Source organism: Peribacillus sp. Aquil_B1, assembly GCF_022603275.1.
Lineage (GTDB): Bacteria > Bacillota > Bacilli > Bacillales > DSM-1321 > Peribacillus.
In genome coordinates this window covers 2,594,972-2,619,714 of sequence record NZ_JAKXEE010000001.1, presented here as the reverse complement: position 1 = coordinate 2,619,714, position 24,743 = coordinate 2,594,972, and the positions used below count along the sequence as shown (strand labels likewise).

Sequence of the window (24,743 nt, the reverse complement as noted above, 5' to 3'; positions counted from 1 at the left end):
AAGAAAAAAGAATGGCTAAGGGGAGGTTCCCCAGGCCATTCTTTTTATTTTTAATGAACGGACTACTCAATGTTAATATCTTCAGCTGTTTTTCCGGGGGAAAACTTATGGATGCGAATCACCAAAATCGGATTCGAGAATTCAGCGGTAATTCTGCGTGAGCAAATCGAAAAGGGGAAAGGGATTTTTCTCTGTGTGGGTAGTTTATCTTCTTTTTTTTCAAGAATTGGCTTATCAGTATCGTCAACGATGATCGATAGCTCATTATCACATAGGCAAACTTTTATATCTTTCACATCATGATTTTCCAAAACCGCTTCCACCATATACTCATCGTCACTTTCGTATATATCAATTGAAAAAAGTTGATGATCCAACGCACAAGTTTCCGGATCCAGAAAAAAACTTTTTACCCATTCATCAAACTTTTCAACCTCATTCATTTGCGATCCATATTGATTGTCTTGCATGTTGATACCCCCGGTTTTCCTTTGATGTATTATATGTTAGGAGCATGAAGAATGGTGAATGAAAAAGTGAAAATGGATGATGATAAAAAGTTTTCCGAAAAAGTGGTTGAAAAAATGAAAAAACAACCAATGCAAAGGAACGATGGGTATGTGGGTATAAAAGGGAAGCAAAAAGTAGATGGATTTCAATAAAAAAATGACCAATTCTAAATGAGTTGGTCATTTTTTTATAAATAATCAAGTTGATCGATCATGCCATTAAAGTTAATACAATTCAAGAATAATTGCGATTCTGAAAATACTCGATCTGTTTCCTCTTAAGCAAACTTTGTTACAAATTCAGCAGAACCGTATCATTTCTGAAATCCCATTGATCACTTTTGAAATTAACAAGTAGAAACTTAGTTTATTATGAATTCACTAAATATATAGTTAGGAGGTAATAATAATGGAAAAAATCAAGAAAACGAGATCCTTCCTGTAAATAGTAATTTAGTGAATTCCTATAAGGACTTTTTTCTATATCGGCAATGCCCCGGTTAATGTATAAACAACTAGGTATATAAGTATAATGGGCCAAGCATAAATTACATACTTTATTTGAAAGTCTATAAAGTTTGTCTCCGTAGAATCAACTAACATATATAAAGCTGGAATAACTGGTGAAATTAGGCGGAATGCTTGTCCCACCATGGAAGCTACAGCTGCTTCGCTAGCAGAAATTCCATATTGGCCCATAACATCTGACATAACCCCGGCAATCCCAAAGTAGAAAGCATCCTGCGGTAAAAATGTAATTGCAGGTGCTGCAATTAATGCGTAGATTGGTGCCATATTTGAGCCTAATGATTCTGGGATCATAGCTGTAATAGATGTTGCTAAAGCAGTTGACATCCCGCTACCTGTTAAGACGCCAGAGAAAACCCCGGCAGCCAAAGTTGCCAAAGCAGGTGCTAAAGCGTCTGCTGCCAAATCATCAATTCGTTTATTAATAAGACTTGTAGACTTATAGTTTACCGTAAGGGCAATTGCAGCACCTATACCAAATAAAACACCGCCATGTGCAACATCCATCACAAGCAAAACTAAAATAGCAAGCGTTAAAATCAAATTAAAAGCATATAGTTTAGGTCTCTTTAATTCCGGATCTTTTAGACGAATAGCGTTTAACATACTTTCCAATTGCTCTGGAGAAATATCTTTAGCAGTCTTAGGATCAAAGTTTAAGCGTTTTCTTTCTTTTATTCCGATAAAATAAGCCATAAAAATTGCAAACACTTCAGCAACTAGCATTCCTGGCAATAAATCTTTAAACAATTCGCTAATACTTACCCCCATTGCCGTGCTTGCGGCAATTGTTGGGCCTCCCCATGGTAACTGATTAAAAATTCCAATAGGAGTAACAATAATTACTGCTAAATAAATTAGCTTAATATTCATTTGTTTATAAAGCTGAAGGAAAGCAGCAACACAAATGATAATAGTTGTAGTGGTATCCCCATTCATAGTGACTACTGTTGCAGTTAAAACCGTTGCCATGGTCACTTTCAATGGGTCCCCTTTTGCCTTTTTTATAAAAAATTCACATAAAGGGTCAAACAAACCGACATTTAGCATTAAACCAAAATACAACACCGCAAATAAGATAACAATAGCAGGTGAAATAACCCCAGTAGAAACCTTCCCTGTTTCTTCATCTACACTAAATAAAATACCTTCTTTAATCCATTCAAAGAGATCCAAAAAGGAAGCGCCCGTTACAAAGGTTGCAATTGCTCCAAAAACAAATGGAATAATTGTTAATGCCCCGAAAACAGATAATTTATTTTTTGAGAGAAGTACAATGAATACAATGATCATTAATAATGCTAGGAATGTTAACATACAAACCAGCTCCCGTATTAAGTATGAACTTAAGTTATTTGTAATTTTAAATAGTTAAGTATATTACTGCGCTATTAAGCGAGAAGGGCCAACTTTTAATGAGGTTTTTAGGTTCTTTTTCATTTACTTGATGAAACTAACTTGTTAGCAATGGAAGCGTATACAAAATGTTCATCCCTTATGATAATACGAAAAAACAAATCGTGTGATGTTGGAGAATACACTGGTAGGGCAATGTTACTAAACGTTTTCTCTTTTTACGTACACCTCCATTTCTTTAATTTTTGAGTGACAGGATTTTTTTCTGAAATCTAAGTTTTCCAGCTTAAGAATGATTACAAAAGGAAATTTTATTTGAAAGCGCATCCATAATATCACCCTTTGTATTTCTAAATTTGATTGTATGTTAATGTATACGTTAATGTCAACTTAATTTTTAGAATATTCAACTTCTTTTAATGTGAAATTTATAAAAAATGTTGAAGAACACATTATATAGAGGAGTAATTGTGTTTTTGCCCAAAAATTAATTTAAATAATGTGAAATAAAAACATTGACTTTAATGTATACGTTATTTAATAATTAGCTCATAAGATATTTACATTACGCTGATTCACATGCAAGAAATCTGAAAAGGTAGGAGAGCTAGCAAAGAAGGAAAAACCTGTTTTGCATCCACCCCTGATGAAGAAATTTGAAAGGAGATAAACAATATGGTTCATGTACTGACTCATTTAGCTCAAGCATCAGGCGTGAAATTTTCTTTTGAAAGCGATTTCCCCCCTTTTAAGTTTGTGGGTATATCGAAAATGGGCATATGGTGGATGCTAAAAGATTTAACGCGATCCTGTTATTTGTTAGTTCACTCTCGTAGCTTAGCAATAAATAAAGCTAGAGCCGGAGTGTTGATGTCAGAAAATTCTTTCATTAGAGCTTTGAAGGCAGTTACCAATTTTCTTCCTTTCTACACAAAAATACTAAAGATAAAAAAGGAGAGTTATTATGAGTGTTATTATGGATAAGTTACAGCAAAAAGAAAAGATGACTGATTTGATGGCAAGGTTTGTCTCTCTTGTCAGCTACAAACTTCCTGATGATGTTGAAAGTAAACTGAAAGAACTAAGTGAAGAGGAAGATAATAAGCTTGCAAAAATCATTTACAAAACCATGTTTGATAATCAGAAGCTGGCTTATGAGTTAAAGAGACCTTCATGTCAGGATACAGGTGTTCTCCAGTTTTTTGTCAAGTGCGGACAGAACTTCCCCCTGATTGGACAGTTAGATAGTATTCTGAGGGATAGTGTGTATAAATCAACACAAGAAACTCCATTAAGACACAATTCTGTAGAAACATTTGATGAATACAATACAGGAAAAAACATCGGTGACGGTTCACCAAGCATCTTCTGGGAAATTGCAGAAGACAGTGATAAAGTGGAAATCTATACTTATATGGCAGGAGGAGGTTGTACCCTCCCGGGAGTGGCGACTGTTCTAATGCCGGGTGAAGGCTATGAGGGTGTGGTAAAGTTTGTACTCGATCGGATGACTAGTTATGGAATAAATGCCTGTCCTCCACTTCTTGTTGGTGTAGGCGTCGGAACTTCTGTAGAAACTGCAGCTATGAACTCTAAAAAAGCTCTTATGAGACCTGTTGGAAGTCATAATGAAAATGAAAATGCTGCTAAAATGGAAAAGCTTCTTGAAGATGGAATTAACGCTATTGGACTTGGACCTCAGGGACTTAAGGGATCTAAATCTGTCATGGGTGTAAATGTTGTGAATACGGCAAGACATCCTTCTACTATTGGAGTTGCTGTTAATACAGGGTGCTGGTCCCATAGAAGAGGAAAGATCACCTTTGACAGTAATTTGAACTATGAAATAAGTACTCACGAGGGGGTAACACTATGAGTAAAAAAGTATTAACCACACCTATAAAAGATGAGGATCTTAGGGACATAAGAATTGGGGATATTATCTACCTATCAGGTACACTGGTTACTTGCAGAGATGTTGCCCACAGGAGACTCATAGAAGAGAAAATCCCTTTACCTGTAGATCTTAAGGGCAAAGCCATATTTCACGCAGGTCCCATTGTTAGAGACCTTGGAAAGGAACAGTATGAAATTGTTTCTATTGGTCCGACAACGAGTATGAGAATGGAAAAATTCGAAAAGGAATTTATCGAAGAAACAGGTGTTAAACTTATTGTTGGAAAAGGTGGAATGGGGAAGAACACTGAAGAAGGATGCAAGAATCATAAAGCACTGCATCTCGTCTATCCAGCTGGAAATGCTGTTTATGCGGCAACAAAGGTTGAACAGATCAGAGAAGTACACTGGAAAGACCTTGGAATGCCAGAATCTCTTTGGGTATGTGAAGTGAATGAGTTCGGCCCTCTTATCGTTTCCATTGATACAGAAGGAAATAACATCTTTGAAGAAAATAAGGTGGAGTTCAATAAAAAGAAGGAAGAACAATATGAGTTAATCAGCAAACAAGTAAGATTCATCAAGTAAGTTATGGGTTGATGTGCTCGTGCAGGTATTACAAAAAACACAAACGATAGTTTGCTATCAGCAACATAACGGAAAAGTATATTACGGAATTTCCATAATGGGTTAGTTTATGATAGTTAACAAAATATCAAAACGATTTATCCATATTAAGTACGACTGTCTAATAAAAAAAGGCTGTAGTTGATTTCTGTGAAATCCCTGCAGCCTTTCTTTATTCATAATGATAGATTCTTACATCATGGAAAAGTCTCGTTATTTCCCGTTTCTTCGGGTAATGGAGGCATAGATTGAAGGGCATCAAGAATTTCGTTGCGCGCTCTATAGCGATGAGACTGCAACATAGTTCGAACAGCTTCAGGCTCGCCTGCTCGCATGACTGCTAAAATCGCCTTATGTTCAGTCACTGAACGTGTTGGCTTTGGGCGAAGCCCAATGGTGTATAAGCGTGCGCGATAGAGTTGGTCAGACTGACTGTCAACAATCCCTCTGAGGCGTGGGTTTTGAGCTAAATCAACAATATAATTATGAAATTGATCATCAAGTTCTGTCCATGCAAGCAGATCGTTTAGTTCCAGTGCCTTTTCTTGTTCTTCAATCAGATGTTCAAGTTGGTTTAACTCTTGGTGAGTAGCACGACCGGTAGCGAGTCTGCCTGCAACACCATCGAGCGCTTCCACCACTTCATAAATCTGTTGAAGATCATCTGCTACAAGTGGTGCAACAATAAAACCGCGACGCGGCATGAGCCGTACCCAGCCTTCCGTTTCCAAACGGACAAGTGATTCACGTACAGGTGTCCTGCTCATGCCCAGGATTTCTGCCATTTCCCTCTCTAGCACAGTCTGTCCAGGCGGCAATTGAAGGTGGCGAATCGCATGTCGAACAGCTAGATAAGCACGTTGTGGCAATCGTGACTCTCCATTTACATCTAAATTGGATAAAAATGAACGAACAGCTAGAGAAAGGTCAGACTGATCTAGTCTTTTAACATTAGAATCAATTGTTTGGGGTGTTTTTTGATTATTCATTTCATTATCACTCATCCCGACAAATTTCAAATTTTATGTAACACATAACCAAATTCTGTTGAGTAAGTTTTGATTAACAAGGTTATATTATGACTTTACAAGTAAAATCATAACAGAAAAGCAATCACTCACTCAATTGATAAAATAGAAAAACAGATAATCTTGGTGAAGGGGAAAAGTGATCATTATCTTATTATTTACAAAAAAAACACTCTATATCCTGAGGATTTGGCCGATTTTTCTTATAGTAAAGGGGTTTTCGTTAGAAAAGGGGTTGCTGTGGCAGCCCCTTTTCTTAATCGACACATAGTTTTTATGAACTGTTCTTCAAACATATCTAAGAGAGATGCTAATTAGTGAAAGTGGCTTGGATGATTCTTGGACACAGCGAAAAAATCTGTCTGCAAATGCGCAAATGCTAAATATCCAGGAATGGAAGTTGAGCTATAGCTTTTTTATTTAATGGACTCGTTAGCCAAGTTTCAGTAAATATTACACTTGCCCATCCTTAGCTGGATGGGCTTTTCAAATTTTTTTAATACAGCATGGATAAGGTCTAAATCACGATTCATGTGTAGTTATAATCTATAATATGGTAAAAACCAATTTTTAAATATTGTTAGAAAACCAATAAAAGCCTGATAGAATTCAAAAATGAATTATTGGCATTTCGATGAATCCCCTACAGAAAGGCATTATATGCTAATAAAATTCATTAATGAATTGAATGTTTTTGATACTAAGCGATTTTACACAAAAGTAGGACTTGGCATGCAAGTTGCATAATCATATAAGTATAAAACAAACATGCACGATATGAAATTCGTTTATGTGTGGAGGGATAATGGTGCGAAAAACGATAAATAAACCATGGGAGCAATGGTATGTTGAAAGTATGAAATCTATGAAGCTACCGGAAATATCCGTCTATTCACTGCTTGATATAACAGCAAGTAAGTTTCCACACCATACAGCCATCATTTATGAAGATCAGTCAATGGATTATGAGAATTTAAAAATGCAGGTAGACAAACTTGCTGGTAAATGGAGAGAAATGGGCTTTGTTAAAGGTGAACGGATTGGTCTGATGATGGCTAACCATCCTTATTTCATTATCAGTTATTACGCTGCCCAGGCACTGGGTCTGTTGGTTGTACAAATTAATCCCATGTATAAACCGCGGGAACTATTGCAAATTTTAATAGACTCAAATACCAAGAATATTGTATTTGACCAAACGGCTGCAAATACAATCGAAGAAACGAAAGCGATATATGAATTTGATGTTTGCATTGATGCGGAAAATGATCAAAACAGTTCTTATTCCCTTCAAACGATGATTGAAACCGGGGATGCGATTAAGAAGCCCGTAGTGATAAGCCCCCATGAAGATACTGCAGTCATCCAATATACTGGCGGCACCACTGGGAAGATGAAGGGTGTCATGCTTACTCACCATAATTTAACCTCCAATGTCGTGCAGAGCTTTGAAATGTATGGGGATTCCCTGAAACCTGGCGAAGAAATCGTTTTGGCAGCTACCCCTCTTTACCATGTTTATGCCATGACAAGTGCAATGAATCTAGGTATCTATATTGGGGCTGCCATCCTCTTATTTCCTAAATTCGAACTTGAAGATGTACTTGCAAAAATAAAAAAGTATCGTCCGACTTTTTTTCCAGGGGTTCCAAAGATGTATAACGCCTTCGTCAATCATCCAGGAATTGAAAACTATGGATTGAATTGTTTGAAAAGTTGTTCTTGTGGTTCGGCGCCCCTGCCGGTTGAAGTAATTAAGCGATTTGAGGAGCTCACCGGTGCCAAAATCGGAGAGGGTTTCGGTTTGTCGGAGGCTTCACCCTCCACTCATCGTAATCCGCCCTTCGGAAAAAGGAAAATAGGAAGCATTGGCATTCCTTTTCCAGGCACGGACTGTATGATCATTGACGATGAAAATAATGAAGTGCCTAACTCATGCGTCGGGGAGTTGCTCATAAAAGGCCCGCAAATCATGAAGGGTTATTGGAATAACGAAGCGGAAACCAAAAAGGCCTTACAGAATGATTGGCTATATACTGGCGATCTTGCTGTGATGGATGACGAAGGATATTTCTATATCGTTGGCAGGAAAAAAGAAATGATCATCGTCGGCGGATTCAATATTTATCCGCAGGAGGTAGAAGGGGTTCTGTATGAACATCCGGCCATTAAAGAGGCAGCTGTGGTTGGCATCCCCCATAAAGAAAAAGGCGAAATAGTGAAAGCGTTCATCGTACCTAAAGAAAGCGCTTCCGTGGATCTTGAAGAAATAGAAGGATATTGTTATTCCCAATTGACGCCTTATAAGGTACCAAAAGTATTTGAATTGAGAAAAGAACTTCCGCGAAATACAGTGGGTAAACTTTTAAAAAGATTGTTAGTTAAAGAGGAATTAGAAAAGGATTGAAAGAGGGGGAATGTGGTTCAAACATCTAAGGTGTAGCCTACGTTGGAAGTCGTGCCAGTTTGTAAACAAAAATTAAGAAGAGGAGGGGTTCATATGCGTTGGGTTGTTCTCATTCTATTATTCTTTGGAGCCGTCATCAATTTTGCAGATAAATCGATCGTGGGTCTCGCAGCTGTTCCCATCATGAAGGAATTCAATCTTACCTATGCGGAGTGGGGTCTTGTTGGAAGCAGTTATTATTGGCTCTACCCAGTAACAGGGATTTTTGGGGCAGCATGGGCTGATCGGCTGGGGGCTAAAAAGGTACTGGGGTTCATCATGCTGACATGGACCGTCTTGCAATTCGGGGTCTTAGCCATCACCGCTCTTCCATTATTAATTCTATACAGGATTTTGCTGGGTGCATTCGAAGGACCTTATAGCCCGATTGCTTACAGTCATGCCGATAAGTGGTTTCCGCCGAAACTGAAAGGCTTTGCCAATTCGGTGGTTGTTGGCGGAGGGACCGTTGGTGCGATGATCGTGGCACCGATCCTCGTTTCCTTAATTACGATATTTGGCTGGAAGGTTGCCTTTGCAGCACTTGGTGCAGCAAGCCTTGTTTGGTTCTTCCTCTTTCAATTTTTAACAAAGGAAAATCCGGTTGAAGTATACGAAAATGTACAAAAGAAAAAGAAACAAAAACTGGAAAAAATAAAAGTGAAAGACTTTTTGCTGCTATTGGCTTCACCTACTGCTTTGTTTACTACGCTCGCTTATTTTTCAACGTATATTTTAGTTGTTTGGTTTTCTGTTTGGCTCCCGATTTATTTAGTGGAAGCCGTAAAAATGACTCCAGGTCAAATGGGAACCAGCGTTGCGATAATCGGAGTCGTTTCCGTATGTATTTATATGGGTGTTTCGATGGCGTCCGATCATTTATTCAAGAAGAACCAGAATTGGCGATCATCAAGGGTATTCGTCGTCGCGGGCGCCATGATTCTTGGTGCATTGTTCTTTTCCTCAATCATGGTATTTCAAAATCCAATCTGGGTGATAGTCGCCATGTGTTTAGCAAAGGGCCTTACATATGCCATTCTACCGATCGGACCAACGATCATGATCAATGAAATGCAGGAGCGGGGGGGATTGATGACAAGCATCTTAACATCATCAGGAAATCTAGCGGGCATTGTTGCACCTCTATTAACTGGCTATATCATAAGTTTAGCTGGAGGAAATCAACTATTGGGTTATAACCTATCGATATTGTTCATGGCCATCCTTGTACTTGCTTTTGGCATCCTGTTTGCGATTTTCGTTAAGCCGGCCGGGAAACTTAAAAATAAAAGTTCTGATAACTTTGACCTTAAGTCCTCATAAGCAGGGTCGGACCTGCTTACATTCAATGAAACTAGTGAAGTGAATAGAGAAGGGATGCCTTCAAATTATGGTGTGAATATAAGGAAAAGGAGCGGATGGGAAATGAATAGAGAAGCCGTCATAGTTTCTGCAGTTCGAACAGCAATTGGAAAGCAGGGAGGTGCACTTGCATCGGTTCCTGCCCATGTATTTGGAGCAGAAGTGATGAAAGAAGCCTTGAAACGAGCGAATGTCGAACCTCGAATGATAGACGATGTAATCATGGGGAATGTGTTAAGCGGGGGTGGAAACATTGCCAGGTTAACTGCACTCGAAACTGGCCTCTCGATTCATCTTCCGGGACTGACTGTCGACCGTCAATGTGGCTCGGGAATAAATGCTGTCAACTTGGCTGCACAAGCGATCTGGGCTGGCGAAGGCGATGTCTATATCGCCGGTGGGGTAGAGAGCATGAGCAGGGCGCCATACTTGATGGACCGACCGGAAAAACCATACAGTTCAAAACCACCGCAGTTCAGAAAGTCCCGGTTGTCCCCGAAAGCGATCGGCGATCCCCCGATGGGAATCACGGCTGAAAACTTAGCGGAAAAATATGAGGTCAGCAGGGAAGAACAGGATGAATTCGCTCTGCAAAGCCAAAAAAATATGGCCAGAGCCGTGGAAGAGGGCCGTTTCAGTGAGCAAATTACGCCTATTTACATTCCCGTCAGAAAAGGTGACGATATCGAATTTAAATTGGATGAACATCCACGACCGCAAATAACGAAAGAAGGGCTAGCCAAATTACCACCTGCGTTTTTAGAAGGCGGGTCCGTGACTGCAGGCAATAGTTCGGGATTGAATGATGCCGCATCAGCATTGGTCATCATGTCGAGGGAAAAAGCGGTGGAATTGGGGATAAAGCCTTTAGCGACGATTAGGGCCCAGGCCGTTGCAGGGGTAGATCCAAATTATATGGGAATAGGACCTGTTCCCGCCATAAGGAAGGTAATGGAGAAATCAGGGCTTTCCTTAAATGTCATGGACATCATTGAAATTAATGAAGCATTCGCCGCTCAAGTCATTGCTTGCAATCGGGAGCTTGATATGAATCCCGCCAGAGTGAATGTGAACGGGGGAGCCATTGCCCATGGACACCCACTAGGTGCGACGGGTGCCATCCTCATTACGAAAGCGGTTTATGAATTGAAGCGTTCTGCCGGAAGGTTTGCTCTTATTACGGCTTGCATTGGAGGCGGGCAGGGAATTGCTACGATAATTGAACGTGAAGCCTGATTTTGTAAGAGTGAGGACCCTAATTTACCAGAATACAATGAATTCCATTGCATGATTAAATGATAACAGCCCTATATGCCCTATGAAGAAGCCTGTAAATGGCTGCTCATGAACAGACCTAAGGAGGAATAAACTCATGACAATCACTTTAACCAAGGAAATGCAGCAAATGAAGGAAATGATCCGTAATTTTGTTGAAAGGGAAGTCGAGCCGTACGCCATACAAATTGAAGAAGAAGATGCCATCCCGGAGCATTTGGTGGAAAAAGCTAAAGACCTTGGCTTATTCGGAATAAGCATTCCCGAACAATACGGTGGAATTGGCTTGAATGCTGTTGGAAAGGCTACCGTATTAGAGCAGTTAGGAAGGACCCATAATGGATTTGTTTCATTAATAAGCGCCCACACCGGGATTGGCAGTACAGGTCTTGTTAAGCTTGCATCCGAACATTTGAAAAATAAATATTTGCCTGAAATGGCAGCAGGCACGAAAATTGGCGCCTTTGCTTTATCTGAACCAGGAGCGGGATCGGATGCAACCAATTTAGCAACAAGTGCAGAAAAGAAGGGTGATTACTGGGTGATGAATGGGACGAAACATTTCATCACGAATGGACCGATAGCTGATGTTTATACCGTATTTGCTTTAACGGATAAAGATAAAGGGGCAAAGGGCGGGATTACAGCTTTTTTAGTAGAAAGAGATTTTCCCGGTTTAATTGTCGGCAAAAAGGACAAAAAAATGGGGTTAAGGGGGTCATATACCTCACAGGTCATTTTCGAGGATTGTATCATACCTGAAGAAAATGTTATCGGCGAAGTCGGAATGGGATATATCTCTGCCCTAAAAATTTTAGGTGAAGGTCGTGTGGGTTTAGCTGCAAGATCAGTGGGATCAAGCGGTAAATTGATTGAATTATCAGCAAAATATGCAAAAGAGCGCATTCAATTCGGCAAACCAATTGCGGACAACCAAGCGATTCAATGGATGCTTGCTGATATGGCAACTGAAACGGAAGCCGCAAGAGCATTGACGATGATGGCGGCACAAAAGATTGATGAAGGAAAAAAAGTGATCAAGGAAGCATCAATGGCAAAGCTGTTCGCTTCAGACGTTTTTAATCGGGTCGCGGATAAAGCGGTTCAAATTCATGGCGGAATGGGATATATGGCTGAATATCCGGTTGAACGTTTTTATCGGGATGCTCGGATAACGAAGATCTATGAAGGAACGAATGAAATCCAACGTTTAATCATAGCAAGGAATGTCTTGGAAGAGTGTTAATTTCTTACTGTTTGATTTGGGCAGGTATGAATCTGGAATTTCAAGGGGGAGAAACAAAATGGGAGAAGATATCGTAATCGTTAGTGCTGTTCGTACACCGATTGGAAGATACGGTGGAGCATTTAAAGAGATTAGTTCCGGTCATTTGGCGAGCATAGCCATCAAAGAAGCGATCAAGCGAGCGAATATTGCAGCAGAACAAGTCGATGAAGTCATTTTCGGGGAGGTTAGGCAAACGACCGAATCCTCGAATGTCGCGAGAGTGGCAGCTCTGCGCTCAGGGATTCCCGATTCTGCACCGGCTTTTACGGTAAACCGGTTATGTGCATCTGGAATGCAGGCCATCACCTCAGCAGCACAGCAGATAAGCTCAGGTCAAGCAAATATTGTCGTTGCCGGCGGTACGGAAAGCATGAGCCGTGCACCGCTTTATTTAAGAAGTGCCCGTTTTGGGGGTGACAGGACTAAGCTAGTGGATTCTAATACTGAAGCAGGGCAGCAGCCTCAAGAAATTTACGGAAAAAGTTTGGGGATGGGGATTACCGCTGAAAATGTCGCACAACGATACAGCATTTCCAGGGAAGAACAAGACGCCTTTTCAGTGGAAAGTCAACGTAGAGCGGCGCAAGCGATAGAAGAAGGAAAGTTCAAAGCTGAGATCGTTCCTGTTCAGGTCTCTGACAGGAAGAGTACGGTTACCATTGAAACGGATGAATATCCGCGTCCGGAAACCACAATGGAAAAACTTTCAGGCTTAAAACCGGCATTCAGGGAAAACGGAACCGTCACTGCAGGGAATGCTTGTGGCCGTAATGACGGGGCGGCTGCATTGGTATTGATGAAAGCGAGTGAAGCGAAACGGTTACAAATAAAACCAATCGCAAAGATCGTCGATTGGGCGACCGCGGGTGTTTCCCCTGAAGTGATGGGAATTGGTCCAGTACCAGCCGTCGGAAAACTTATGGAGCGCACTGGGAAAAAAGTAGAGGAAATCGGGCTTTTCGAATTAAATGAAGCGTTCGCTTCACAGGCATTGGCAGTAATCCGGGATTTATCGCTAGATGAAAACAAAGTGAATGTAAATGGGGGAGCGATCGCACTTGGACACCCAGTCGGATCGACGGGCGCCCGGATCGTGACAACGCTAATATATGAACTGATTCGCCGGAAAGAAAGATACGGAGTGGCTACACTTTGTGTTGGCGGCGGACAGGGAATGGCTATCATGATTGAAACGATATAGGCCAACGATAAAGGAGTGGAAACCCTATACGTTTCTGCTCCTTTCCGTATATAAGTTGAATCGCGCATAAATGAGGGGGGAGAAAGGTTGCCAGTTGAAGTGGAGGATATTCGGAATCAATTCGAAAGTAGTGCATTCTTTTCACATATAGGGTTTGAAATCATTCGGTTTGAAGAAGGGAATGTAACAATAAAGCTAAACATTGAAGAACATTTACTTAATGTTAATGGAACACTGCACGGGGGCATTCATGCCACCATGCTGGATACCATTCTAGGAATGGTGACTCGTTCCGTCACCAAATCTAAAGTCGTGACGACAAGCTTGACTGTACATTATTTAGCCAGCATTTCAAGCGGGGAACTATTCGCGGAAGCAAAAGTCCTTCAAAAAGGATACAAAATTGCCTTTACTGAAGGAGAAATAAAAGATGCTGAAGGCAACATCATTGCAAAGGGCACAGGGATTTTTAAAATCATTCGTGATAAATGAGGAAAGGATGACCAAAGTTGGCTTGCCTATGTTCCATTTTATTAGAAAAGAATGAGGTGTGAAAAAATTGACTAGAAATTGGCATGGATTTTATCCGAAAGAAACTCCTGCTGAAATTGACATTCCTACATTGTCATTATATGGACTCCTTGAACGTTCAGCCCAACTTTACCCAACCTGCAAAGCCGTAATAGATGGGGATCGGGAAATGACATTTATGGAATTAAAGGATGCCTCAGATTGTTTTGCTGTGGATTTAGACAACCGTGGATTTCAAAAAGACGATCGTATAGCAATCATGCTGCCAAATGGTCTAGAATATATCATTGCCTATTACGCCATTCATCGTTTGGGAGGTATGGTCGTTCAAGTGAACCCACTGTATCAGTCGGGTGAATTGGATTATATATTACGGGATTCAGAAGCCAATTGGTTCATTGGGCGTGAGGAACAGCGGGAAAAATTAGTGCTATCAAGTTTTTCTGATAAGTTAACCTTCATATCTGCCGAGCAATTAATGGAAACTGGAACGGGTTTATCAAGGAAAGATAAGGAACTTCCTGCCCTGGCTATCGACCCCAAGGAAGCTGTGGCTGTACTCCAATATACAGGAGGGACTACAGGGAAATCAAAAGGGGTCATGCTCACGCATTTTAATTTGATCTCGAATGTATTTCAAGACTTTGCCTTCACGGCAAATGCGCTTCAACTCCAAAGGCCTGGGGAACGGATGCTTGGCTTGACCCCATTATTCCATGTGTTTGGTAATGGACGATTGAATAGTGCCATATATGCCGGATCGACTTTTATCACATTAGAGAAATTTGAAATAAATAAAGTGGTAGATTTGATTCGAACACATCGGCCAACCATTTTTCCTGGTGTCCCGACCATGTATATTGCTTTACTGAATCATCCGGATTTAACGGCGGACGATTTAAGCTGCTTAAAGTACTGCAGCTGTGGCTCTGCCCCGCTCCCGATAGAAATCATTCAACAGTTCGAAAAAAAATTACGGGTTACAATATTTGAAGGATTTGGAATGTCTGAAACTTCACCCACTACCCACCGCAATCCAGTCATAGGACAGAAAAAACCAGGAAGTATCGGAATCCCATATCCAAATACCGACGCTAAAATCGTCGACCTGAAAACAGGTATTGATGAATTGCCAGCAGGTGATAGAGGCGAACTGATCATTAAAGGTCCCCAAGTAATGAAGGGATATTGGAAGAATTCAGAGGAAACGGCAACTGCTTTGCGGGATGGATGGCTTTACACTGGGGATATCGCGACGATGGATGAAGACGGATATTTTTATATCGTAGGCAGGAAGAAAGATATGATCATTGCAAGCGGATATAATGTTTATCCAATTGAAGTCGAGGATATTATTTATCAGCATCCAGCCGTAAAAGAGACTTGTGTATATGGGGTACCGGATTCTTACCGAGGTGAAACGATAAAAGCGGTTATAGTCTTAAAGAGAGGAAAGGCAGTCACGGAGCAGGAAATCAGGGAGTTTTGCATGCAACGATTGGCCAGATATAAAGTGCCGCGAAGTTTTGAGTTCAGGGAGCAACTGCCAAAATCAGCTGTCGGGAAAATATTGCGCAGAATATTAATGGAGGAAGCATCGCAGAGCCCTACTGCAGGGGAGAGATAAGCATATCAGTAATAATATGGGAGCTCTGATGAAACCTTAAATAAGTGAAACCTTTTTCGAGGTTCCCCTTATTTAGGGTTTATAGACTATTAAACTACTTTCCTTTTAGGGGAATTTCAAATGAAGTCCCATCCACTAATAATTCATGAGACTCACCATCCGCAATATCATCGGTAGTGAATGAAAAGGAATCGAGCCGATCAATGTTTGCCTCGGGATCAACCAATAAACCAATTGTGCCTTTTCTCAATTCTCCTGGTTGGTAATCTGATCGACTTACTTTTTTTGTCCCTATAAAAGTATCCCCGGAATGGATGAAATTTTTAGAAGGCACATCATATGTAAGATCATTATTGAAAGTAACATTTTCCATGCTGAAGAACTGAAGTTCCTTCGAATCCTTATTTTCGACAGAATAAGTAATCTCTAGATAAGAAACCTCTTCATCGATATCCGTTTTAGACAACGCCGCCTGTTGATCGATTTCCTCCATGGATAAATTCTCTTTATAATATATCGAATAGGCCTCTTCAAAACTCAATCCCGTATAGGACTTGAGCTCCTCCCTTGCTTCATCTGTGAGTGATGATAATTGAATCCTGCGGATATCCTTGACTGTGATGACCATGGGTGCCAATTCAAATGACTCATTAATAGACTTCGTTTCTAGTAATATGAATGTTCCCCAATTTTTTTGGCGAACCTTATCGCCGACTTTTTTAAGATGGATCCCGCCATAGTCCTCCACCTCAGGAATTTTGGATTCCTTGGTTTCCGCATTTTTCCCTTTTTCGGTTTTATCGCTCTTGAAATAATTGAAGGCAATTAGACTTAAATAAATAAGCAATAATCCAACCATTGCTGAAATGATCCAACGTTTACGAATTCTTCATCACTCCTTGTCTTAAACCATTGATGTCAAAGAATAATATACCATTTTTTTTGCAAAAGAAGGGAAGAAGAGTGCCTGAAAACATATGCATTACCTTATCCTAAAATTAGGCTGTTTTCGCATCTTTGTTGCTATTTGCCAAGTAGTGCGGTGTGGTTGATTTCCCCTCCAGATGCTTCCGCGGGGCGGGCGGTGAGCCTCCTCGGCGTAAACGCCTGTGATGTCTCACCTGTCCCGCTGCTCCCGCAGGAGTCTCGTACTTCCGCTCCAATCAACCTTATATAGTTTCGTTTTAAAAACAACCATCTTTACGAAAAGAGCCTAAAATTAAAAGAACGAGTTAAAGGACTAAGCGAAAAAAAGGACTAAGCGAAAAAAAAGGAAGTAACCAGAAAAGGTGAAAAAAGACTGGAATGTAAATCATCTCAAGTGACTCGGTACGAAAAATCCATGTAACCGCATACAAAATTGCTTGCTATTACATAAACAACCTGTTAATCTAATTTCAAGAATAATCTAAACGTTTACATTTTTAATTTAATTATTTTAATGATTTTTACTTGTTTTATACACACTTATTCTAAAAAATCTAAACGTTTACATTTTGAGGTGTTAAAAGATGGAGTCAAAGCCAAATATTCAGGATGTTGCAAACCTTGCAAACGTTTCTATTGCAACTGTATCCCGGGTCATTAATAACCAAGGTGGCGTTCGCAAAGTAACGGAAGAGCGGATTCTAAAGGCCATTGAGGAACTGGGCTATATTCGCAGTGCCGCCGCAAGGACCATGAAGCGAAAAGAAACAAATACAATCGGGGTCATTGTACCTGATATCATGAACCCGTTCTTTCCGCTTGTTATGGCAGGGATTGAACAAAAAGCTCGTGAAAAAGAATATTTTACTATTTTAAGCAGTACGAATGAATCACCAAAAATCGAAGAAGAGATTGTGAGGAATTTTATCGAGCGAGGTGTGGATGGTGTGATTATCACTACGGCCAATGAAGATGGTGAACACCTAAAACTGCTTGAAGAACAGGAAATTCCTGTAGTAGCAGTTGATCGAAGCATCAAAAAATTTGAAGTGGATACTGTTCTTGTTGATAACAAGAAGGGGGCCTATCAGGCTGTCCAGCAATTGATTCTTCAGGGGCATGGAAAGATAGCAATTATATGCGGGCCACAAAACACGACCCCTGGTCTAGAACGGTTCTGGGGTTATAAAAATGCCCTGGATGACTACAACATTGAATTAGATGAACAATATATCATTCAAGGAGATTTTGGAGAGCAAAGCGGCTATACGTGTACTGAAAAGCTTTTTGATCTTGATGATAGGCCAACTGCTATTTTTTCTTCCAACAACATGATGACTATCGGCTGTATGAAAGCGCTGGCCGATCTAAATTGGAAGCTTGGCAGCGAGGTGTCATTTATAGGTTTTGATGATGTGGATATAGCGACATTTTTGAGCCCGAAGCTTAGTGTAGTTGCAAGGCCAATGAATGCTATAGGGGAGATTGCCTTTATGCTTCTGCATGAGCGGATTTGTTTCAAAGGGGAGCTTCCGAAGCGGGAGTATCTATTGTCTCCGGAGCTTAAAATCCGGGAGTCTTGCCGGTTGGTGCATCATACATTCTGATTATATGAAAAGGGCACTAGGAATTCGATTCATCTGGTCGCCCGCTACCTTTTTATATATTGAAAGCGTTTTATTCTAACTAGAGAAAGGGAGAGATTAAAATGATTACTGCAAAAATGATTGACCATACCTTGTTAAAGGCAGAGGCAACAAAAGAACAGATAGTGACTCTTTGTGAAGAAGCTAAAGAATATGGTTTTGCTTCTGTTTGCGTAAACCCAGTCTGGGTGAAAACGGCAGCAGAGAAACTTAAAAGAAGCGATGTGAAGGTTTGTACAGTCATCGGTTTTCCACTAGGAGCCTCAACGGCTGCAGTGAAAGCTATTGAAGCAGAGAATGCGATTCAAAATGGCGCCGAAGAAGTGGATATGGTCTTAGCGATTGGTTTACTGAAATCAGGCGAATATGAGGAGGTTGAAGCTGACATTCGTGCTGTTATAGATGCTGTTAAAACAAAGGCACTTGTCAAAGTGATCATCGAAACATCGTTGCTTACTGAGGAAGAGAAGGTTCTTGCTTGCGAAATTTCACTTCGTGCAGGTGCCGATTTCGTAAAAACGTCCACTGGATTCTCAACAGGGGGAGCAACGGTTGAGGATGTTGCATTAATGCATAAGATTGTTAAGGGGAAGGCTGGCGTAAAGGCATCCGGAGGAATTCGTGATTTAAAAGATTTGAAGTCGATGGCTGAGGCTGGTGCTACCCGTGTAGGTGCAAGCTCGGGTGTGAGGATTATGAAAGGTGAAGCAGTAATGGATGGATACTGATACTGATTAAGAATCGTATAAGCGCTTTTAAAAATTATGGACACAAGGGGATGTTAGATAATGAAAAAACAAAACATAATTCAGCTGCCTGATGGTTATTTGAATCGTACACCTTTTTTTCAGTTTATCCTGTTGTCTTTGCTTTTCCCTTTATGGGCAGTGGCTGCCAGTTTGAACGATATTTTGATTGCACAGTTCAAACATGTATTTGAGTTAACTGATTTTGCGAGTGCTTTAGTGCAGAGTGCATTTTATGGAGGATATTTTCTGATAGCTATACCTGCTTCTATGGTAATCAAGAAAACTAATTATAAGTTTGCCATAATTACTGGCTTGCTTTTCTATATTGTAGGATGCTCATTGTTTTACCCGGCTTCGCATATGGCTACCTATACAATGTTTTTATTTGCAATCTTTTCCATCGCGATTGGCTTAGGTTTTCTTGAGACAGCTGCAAATACATATAGTTCCATGATTGGTCCGCGCAAATTTGCGATTCTTCGATTGAATATCAGCCAAACATTTTATCCAATTGGTGCGATTTCAGGAATTTTACTTGGGAAATACCTTGTTTTCCAAAAAGGAGCAAGTCTTGAGGCGCAATTGGCGACTATGTCTCCGGCGGAGGCACAGGCTTTTGGATTGGAAATGCTTGAAAATACCCTAGAACCTTACAGATATATGATTTTTGTCCTTATCGGTGTACTTATACTGTTTATTTTCACTAAGTTCCCGTCCTGTAAGCCGGAAGTGAAAAGCGGCAAAGTTACAGAGAAAACACCTGGAATCATTGAAACTCTGAAATACTTAGGTGGAAACAAACGATTCCGAAAAGGAATTGCTGCACAATTTCTATACGTTGGTATGCAGGTGACGGTTTGGTCATTTACTATTAGGCTTGCGCTCGATTTAAATCCTGACATCAACGAGCGTACAGCTTCAACCTTTATGGTTTATAGTTTTAGTGCCTTCTTTGTAGGGAAGTTCATAGCCAATTTCTTGATGACCCGATTCTCTCCATCTAAGGTATTGATTTGCTACTCCATCATCGGTTCAGCCCTTCTTGCTTATGTGGTGTTTGTTCCGAACATAACAGCTGTGTACGCTGCAGTTGCTGTCAGCATGCTGTTTGGACCATGCTGGGCAACGATTTATGCTGAAACACTTGAAGTCATAAAAGATAAGAAATATACAGAAACGGCAGGAGCAATCCTCGTCATGGCTATTGTAGGCGGAGCGGTCATCCCGGCAGTACAAGGGTTTGTATCTGATTACTTCGGTTCCATGCAATTGGCCTTTCTTGTATCGATGGCATGCTTTATCTACGTCGGCTGCTATTTCTTCGGTGAAATGAAAAAGCAAAATGCATCGGTCCAGCCTTCAGAAAAACCTGTGGAATCAGTCTGATTTAAAAATTGTCATCTGACCAGGACAGTTATAAACTTTGCTGTCCTCTTTGGATATAATAGGAAAGGGATGGTAAGTATGATGGGTACAATTGAACTGCAACGGGACTTTTTCAAGGAAAACAAAACCGTTTTTTTTACCAACAATGAACTCAGTGTAAACTTATTCCGCTATCCATCAGGTATTGAAGCGATTGAGCTAACAAATTCAAGAGGAAGAATGGTTGTCCTCCCATATATGGGTCAGATGATTTGGGATTTGGAATTTGACGGTGTAGATCTTAAAATGAAGAGTATGTTCTCTCAGCCTAAAAAGGTTGAGAGAATCGTAGATACATATGGATGTTTTGCCTTTCATTCAGGATTAATCAGCAATGGCTGTCCGGGATCGGATGATGACCATGAAATGCATGGAGAAATGCCATGTGCCGAAATGGATAGGGCTTGGCTTGAAATAACGGATATTGGTATAAAAATAATTGGCCAGACAGAGTACGTCAAAGGGTTTGGGCACCATTATCTTGCCACTCCGAGCGTTGAAATGTTCAAAGAAAAAGGTTTTATTAAAATGAGCATGAATGTGAAAAATTTATCAGGTGCAGAAATGCCACTTCAGTATATGTTCCACACTAACTATGCATATTTAGAAAATGCCGTAATGAAGCAGAACATTCCAGACGGTGTTTTCAAGCTTAGAGGATCGATTCCAGGTCATGTGAAGCCGACAGAAAAATGGCTGGTTTATAATAAGAAGCTGCTAAATGGCGAAGAATCGCTCGCAGTATTAAATAAACCGGAAATGTATGATCCAGAAATCGTTTTTTTTGCGGATGAGCTGAATCTATACCAAGAAGATGTTGAGTTTGAAATGGCTTCTCCAGATGGAGTTACTTTCTTTACAAGTTTTTCAACAGCGGAATTGAATTATGCTACAAGATGGTTATTGCATAATGCAAATCAGCATGTTGCATCATTCGTGCTGCCTGCAACATGTCGTCCAGAAGGTTTTAATGCTGCAGAAAAAGCTGGAACATTGATTACGCTCGAAGCAGGGGAAGAGAGGTCTTTCACGATTATAACCGGGAAGAAATAAGGGGGAAAAAGAAATGGATATAGCAGTAATTGGATCGAATATGGTTGATTTGATTTCATACATTGATAAAATGCCGAAAGAGGGAGAAACACTTGAGGCGCAGGATTTTAAGATTGGATGCGGGGGGAAAGGAGCAAATCAGGCAGTGGCAGCTGCCAAAATGGGCTCAAAGGTTATGTTGGTAACAAAGGTTGGCGATGATCTCTTTGCAGATAACACCATTCAAAACCTCGAAAGCCACGGAATCGATACTGAGTTTACCAATAAAGTCAGCGGAACATCAAGCGGTGTTGCACCAATTTTTGTGGATCAAGAATCAACAAATCGCATCCTGATTATTAAGGGAGCAAACCAACACCTGATGCCGGCAGACGTGGAGCGAGCAACTGATAAACTTAAGACATCCTCTTTAATTGTCCTTCAGCTGGAAATTCCGCTTCCAACCGTTTACCGTGCAATCGAATTTGGTTATGAGCAGGGCATTCCAGTCATTTTGAATCCGGCACCTGCATCAAAAGAACTTGATTTTGATTATGTGTGCAAAAGTGACTTTTTTATTCCGAATGAGAGCGAACTGGAAATTTTAACAGGAATGCCTGTTTCCTCTAATTCCCAAATTAGACAAGCGGCATACGAGTTAATTAAAAAAGGTGTAAAAAATGTCATTGTGACAATGGGAAGCCGAGGCGTCATGTGGGTAACAAAGGAAGAAACTCAAACTGTCGAGTCACATAAAGTAATTGCGAATGATACTACTGGCGCTGGGGATGCTTTTATAGGTTGCTTTGCACATTTCCTTGTGAAAAATGGCGATGTACTTCATGCGATAAAAATGGCTACAGCATATGCCGCATTAAGTGTCACTAAACGAGGAACACAGTCTTCTTATCCAACTTCTGAAGAATTAGAAGAGTTTTTGAATAAGCGTGATTAACTATTGCATGTGATTCAGAAATGCCGTTTTTATAAGCTATACATAATCAAGTGTGAAACTCATAGCTTTAGGATTGAAGTTTCTTTATAGAGAGGATAGTTAAGGATTTTTCTAGTTGAACGTTAAAAGTACTTTATTATTAATACAAGTCGAAGTAAAAGTATAGCTGGACAGATGGCAAACTATTTGTCATCTGTCTTTTTCATATCTTTTATTAAAGGAAAACTGACTTTACTGAGTTTGACACATTGGGATACCAGGGCATTCCAGTTGTATGTCAATTTCTCAGTAATTGTACAAGCCATTTTTCATAAATATCATATCTTGTTAAGAAGAGAGATTCGTTTGAAACTGGTGAGATACTTGGCGTTTTTTGGATGGGAAATGTGTATTTGTGGATTGTTTTCAGAAAATGAATTCCATGTATACAGCCAAAACACAATCTTTTACTTATTATCGTATCTTCTAAGTATTTTTATTGTTACAGCTCAATGGAACCCAATCTCTCTATTAACAAATATTTTAAAAAAGGAGACGTTTAGGGAATGTGGCCAATTAACAATGGGAAGGAAAGGAAACATCAGCCGAATGAAAGTACAATTCTGTCCATGCAAGAGATAAAAGCCATTGAGTCCTGGATATCTCAAATAGGGATATTCCAATTTTATATAACCGCTGGACAAATAGTATCTACCGCCAGAAAAACGCTAAAGTTCAAGTATAAAATGATCGGGCATGGTCTTAACCGGATCGTCTATGATTTAAATAATGGCTATATTTTAAAAATTGCTTTGTCAGAAGTAGGGTTACTAAGCAATGAAAATGAAGCTTATATATATGATAACTGTAATGAGAAAGTCAAAAAGTATATTTGTCCGGTTAAGGAGCATGGTACGGGCTGGATTATCATGAAGAAGGTGGATACGAAAGTGCCGTTTACAATCAAGGAATATACGAAACTGATCAAGTTGGAATTAAAACTCCTGAAGTACGGGATCATCCCAATAGATTTACGCTTGGATAATGTCGGATATAACGAGAATGACGAAATGGTCGTCATTGATTACGGTCTGTTCACCATGGATCTCAAAAGCCATGTGCTGCGATGGTTGGTTTGATGTGGGGGATATCTTCAAGTAAATATATAATGGAGCTCACAATGAAGTGATTAGGCGAAGCGGTAAATCTTGTGAGCCGTTCTTGATTTACCGAATTATTTAATTGAAAGAAGCATGTTACGAAAAGATTTTTTTGTGCAACATGCTTTTTTATCCGTTTAAAGGACCATAACTGATGACACAACACTTGCCACTTTTTTATTATTTTGAAATAAATCTGCCAGTACATAAGCTGTTTTTTTTCCAATTCGGTCTACTTTTGCTTCAACCTGTACGTCTCCTAATCTTACTGGTCGATGAAAGGTAGTATGTAAATCAATCGATGCGAAGGATTGTCCGATGCTTAATTTAGATGAAATCGCATAAGCCATCATAATATCTGCTGCAGAAGTAACAAATCCACCCATTGCTACACCAATTCCGTTAATAAACTTTTCATCTACTTTCCATACACCTCTCGCAATTCCATCTTGGGCAAAGTTTGCTTCAATCTGTAACGTTAAATCACAATTCGGAGGCTGTTTTCCCTCTGTTATAACTTGTAAAAGCTCGTTTCCTTTAGATGGTTCCCCCATAAAATTACCTCCTTGAATAAGTTGAAACTACAGAATATTCTAACATATATCTTGGTGTCAATGAAGTTATTGATTTACAAATAAAGTAATTAGAGATCCGAACCAAGAATGTAATTTGGTGGTGGATTTGATTTCCACTCCAGGCACTCGCTTTCCGCGGGCGGGCGGGAGCTTCCTCGGCGCGCCTGCGGGGTCTCCCATGCCACGCTTTTCCCGCAGGAGTCTCGTACCTTCCGTTCCAATTAACTTTGTTTTATTTAGATAGAATCCTTTTGTCTACAAACTAGATAATTTTTTTAGCCGACAGTCCTTTTTTGTGGGTTTATAAAAGGGGAACGTTGATTTCCACTCCAGGCACTCGCTTTCCGCGGGCGGGCGGGAGCTTCCTCGGCGCGCCTGCGGGGTCTCCCATGCCACGCTTTTCCCGCAGGAGTCTCGTACCTTCCGTTCCAATTAACTTTGTTTTATTTAGATAGAATCCTTTTGTCTACAAACTAGATAATTTTTTTAGCCGACAGTCCTTTTTTGTGGGTTTATAAAAGGGGAACGTTGATTTCCACTTCAGGCACTCGCTTTCCGCGGGCGGGCGGGAGCCTCCTCGGCGCGCCTGCGGGGTCTCCCATGCCACGCTTTTCCCGCAGG

22 protein-coding genes are annotated in these 24,743 nt (G+C 40.3%); 17 read left to right on the top strand and 5 right to left on the bottom strand.

Features of this window, described 5'->3' with window-relative positions:
• Positions 1 to 62 precede the first annotated feature (62 nt).
• Positions 63 to 470 carry an Hsp20/alpha crystallin family protein gene (locus tag MPH60_RS12690; protein WP_241594254.1) on the bottom strand — a complete coding sequence of 136 codons (408 nt, stop codon included), beginning with the start codon at positions 468 to 470 and terminating at the stop codon, positions 63 to 65.
• Between the two features lie 51 nt (positions 471 to 521).
• Here MPH60_RS12690 and MPH60_RS12685 point away from each other — a divergent pair, with 51 nt between their 5' ends.
• Complete coding sequence (locus tag MPH60_RS12685) at positions 522 to 662, top strand: hypothetical protein (protein WP_241594253.1); 141 nt, start codon at positions 522 to 524, stop codon at positions 660 to 662.
• A 327-nt stretch (positions 663 to 989) separates the two neighbouring features.
• Here the strand turns inward: MPH60_RS12685 and MPH60_RS12680 are convergent, their stop codons facing one another.
• Entirely contained in the window at positions 990 to 2,354 is a 1,365-nt protein-coding gene (locus MPH60_RS12680; RefSeq protein ID WP_241594252.1) for a citrate:proton symporter, read from the bottom strand.
• 714 nt (positions 2,355 to 3,068) lie between these two features.
• On the opposite strand from MPH60_RS12680, the gene MPH60_RS12675 reads away from it, so the two are divergent.
• The 3 genes from MPH60_RS12675 to ttdB are packed head-to-tail and all read left to right on the top strand — an operon-like array spanning position 3,069 to position 4,877.
• Positions 3,069 to 3,377, top strand: a complete 309-nt coding sequence (locus MPH60_RS12675; RefSeq protein WP_241594251.1) for a hypothetical protein — start codon at positions 3,069 to 3,071, stop codon at positions 3,375 to 3,377.
• Positions 3,358 to 4,269 (top strand): L(+)-tartrate dehydratase subunit alpha, encoded by a 912-nt coding sequence (ttdA, locus tag MPH60_RS12670; RefSeq protein WP_241594250.1) that lies wholly within the window; start codon positions 3,358 to 3,360, stop codon positions 4,267 to 4,269. Before MPH60_RS12675 ends, ttdA begins: the two co-directional genes overlap by 20 nt.
• Positions 4,266 to 4,877 (top strand): L(+)-tartrate dehydratase subunit beta, encoded by a 612-nt coding sequence (gene ttdB, locus MPH60_RS12665; RefSeq protein ID WP_241594249.1) that lies wholly within the window; start codon positions 4,266 to 4,268, stop codon positions 4,875 to 4,877. The genes ttdA and ttdB overlap by 4 nt, the downstream gene beginning before the upstream one ends.
• A gap of 236 nt (positions 4,878 to 5,113) precedes the next feature.
• Here the strand turns inward: ttdB and MPH60_RS12660 are convergent, their stop codons facing one another.
• Positions 5,114 to 5,905, bottom strand: coding sequence for a GntR family transcriptional regulator (locus MPH60_RS12660; RefSeq protein ID WP_241594248.1), 792 nt, complete (start codon positions 5,903 to 5,905; stop codon positions 5,114 to 5,116).
• An 844-nt stretch (positions 5,906 to 6,749) separates the two neighbouring features.
• On the opposite strand from MPH60_RS12660, the gene MPH60_RS12655 reads away from it, so the two are divergent.
• The 7 genes from MPH60_RS12655 to MPH60_RS12625 all read left to right on the top strand — a co-directional run bounded on the left by MPH60_RS12655 (position 6,750) and on the right by MPH60_RS12625 (position 15,674).
• Entirely contained in the window at positions 6,750 to 8,351 is a 1,602-nt protein-coding gene (locus MPH60_RS12655; protein ID WP_241615833.1) for a long-chain-fatty-acid--CoA ligase, read from the top strand.
• A gap of 93 nt (positions 8,352 to 8,444) precedes the next feature.
• The gene (locus MPH60_RS12650) at positions 8,445 to 9,713 is read left to right on the top strand and encodes an MFS transporter (RefSeq protein WP_241594246.1); all 1,269 of its coding nucleotides are present in this window, start codon (positions 8,445 to 8,447) and stop codon (positions 9,711 to 9,713) included.
• Positions 9,714 to 9,815: 102 nt separating this feature from the next.
• A complete protein-coding gene (locus tag MPH60_RS12645; protein ID WP_241594245.1) occupies positions 9,816 to 10,988 on the top strand; it encodes a thiolase family protein in 1,173 nt (390 codons plus the stop codon).
• Positions 10,989 to 11,124: 136 nt separating this feature from the next.
• Positions 11,125 to 12,273 carry an acyl-CoA dehydrogenase family protein gene (locus MPH60_RS12640; RefSeq protein WP_241594244.1) on the top strand — a complete coding sequence of 383 codons (1,149 nt, stop codon included), beginning with the start codon at positions 11,125 to 11,127 and terminating at the stop codon, positions 12,271 to 12,273.
• Positions 12,274 to 12,331: 58 nt separating this feature from the next.
• Complete coding sequence (locus MPH60_RS12635; protein ID WP_241594243.1) at positions 12,332 to 13,516, top strand: thiolase family protein; 1,185 nt, start codon at positions 12,332 to 12,334, stop codon at positions 13,514 to 13,516.
• Between the two features lie 87 nt (positions 13,517 to 13,603).
• Positions 13,604 to 14,008, top strand: a complete 405-nt coding sequence (locus MPH60_RS12630; protein ID WP_063576637.1) for a PaaI family thioesterase — start codon at positions 13,604 to 13,606, stop codon at positions 14,006 to 14,008.
• A 67-nt stretch (positions 14,009 to 14,075) separates the two neighbouring features.
• Entirely contained in the window at positions 14,076 to 15,674 is a 1,599-nt protein-coding gene (locus MPH60_RS12625; protein ID WP_245406433.1) for a long-chain-fatty-acid--CoA ligase, read from the top strand.
• 94 nt (positions 15,675 to 15,768) lie between these two features.
• Here MPH60_RS12625 and MPH60_RS12620 read toward each other — a convergent pair whose 3' ends face one another.
• Positions 15,769 to 16,533 (bottom strand): hypothetical protein, encoded by a 765-nt coding sequence (locus tag MPH60_RS12620; protein ID WP_241594241.1) that lies wholly within the window; start codon positions 16,531 to 16,533, stop codon positions 15,769 to 15,771.
• Positions 16,534 to 17,185: 652 nt separating this feature from the next.
• Between MPH60_RS12620 and MPH60_RS12615 the strand changes: the two genes are divergently transcribed.
• From MPH60_RS12615 to MPH60_RS12590, 6 genes are all read left to right on the top strand, one after another.
• Entirely contained in the window at positions 17,186 to 18,208 is a 1,023-nt protein-coding gene (locus MPH60_RS12615; RefSeq protein ID WP_241594240.1) for a LacI family DNA-binding transcriptional regulator, read from the top strand.
• Between the two features lie 101 nt (positions 18,209 to 18,309).
• Positions 18,310 to 18,975 (top strand): deoxyribose-phosphate aldolase, encoded by a 666-nt coding sequence (gene deoC, locus MPH60_RS12610; RefSeq protein WP_245406432.1) that lies wholly within the window; start codon positions 18,310 to 18,312, stop codon positions 18,973 to 18,975.
• Between the two features lie 60 nt (positions 18,976 to 19,035).
• The gene (gene fucP / locus MPH60_RS12605) at positions 19,036 to 20,382 is read left to right on the top strand and encodes an L-fucose:H+ symporter permease (RefSeq protein WP_241594239.1); all 1,347 of its coding nucleotides are present in this window, start codon (positions 19,036 to 19,038) and stop codon (positions 20,380 to 20,382) included.
• A 78-nt stretch (positions 20,383 to 20,460) separates the two neighbouring features.
• Positions 20,461 to 21,474, top strand: coding sequence for an aldose 1-epimerase family protein (locus MPH60_RS12600; protein WP_241594238.1), 1,014 nt, complete (start codon positions 20,461 to 20,463; stop codon positions 21,472 to 21,474).
• Positions 21,475 to 21,487: 13 nt separating this feature from the next.
• Positions 21,488 to 22,408 carry a ribokinase gene (gene rbsK, locus MPH60_RS12595; RefSeq protein WP_241594237.1) on the top strand — a complete coding sequence of 307 codons (921 nt, stop codon included), beginning with the start codon at positions 21,488 to 21,490 and terminating at the stop codon, positions 22,406 to 22,408.
• 545 nt (positions 22,409 to 22,953) lie between these two features.
• Positions 22,954 to 23,526, top strand: coding sequence for a hypothetical protein (locus MPH60_RS12590; protein WP_241594236.1), 573 nt, complete (start codon positions 22,954 to 22,956; stop codon positions 23,524 to 23,526).
• A 158-nt stretch (positions 23,527 to 23,684) separates the two neighbouring features.
• Here the strand turns inward: MPH60_RS12590 and MPH60_RS12585 are convergent, their stop codons facing one another.
• Positions 23,685 to 24,101, bottom strand: a complete 417-nt coding sequence (locus MPH60_RS12585; protein WP_241594235.1) for a PaaI family thioesterase — start codon at positions 24,099 to 24,101, stop codon at positions 23,685 to 23,687.
• Positions 24,102 to 24,743 lie beyond the last annotated feature (642 nt).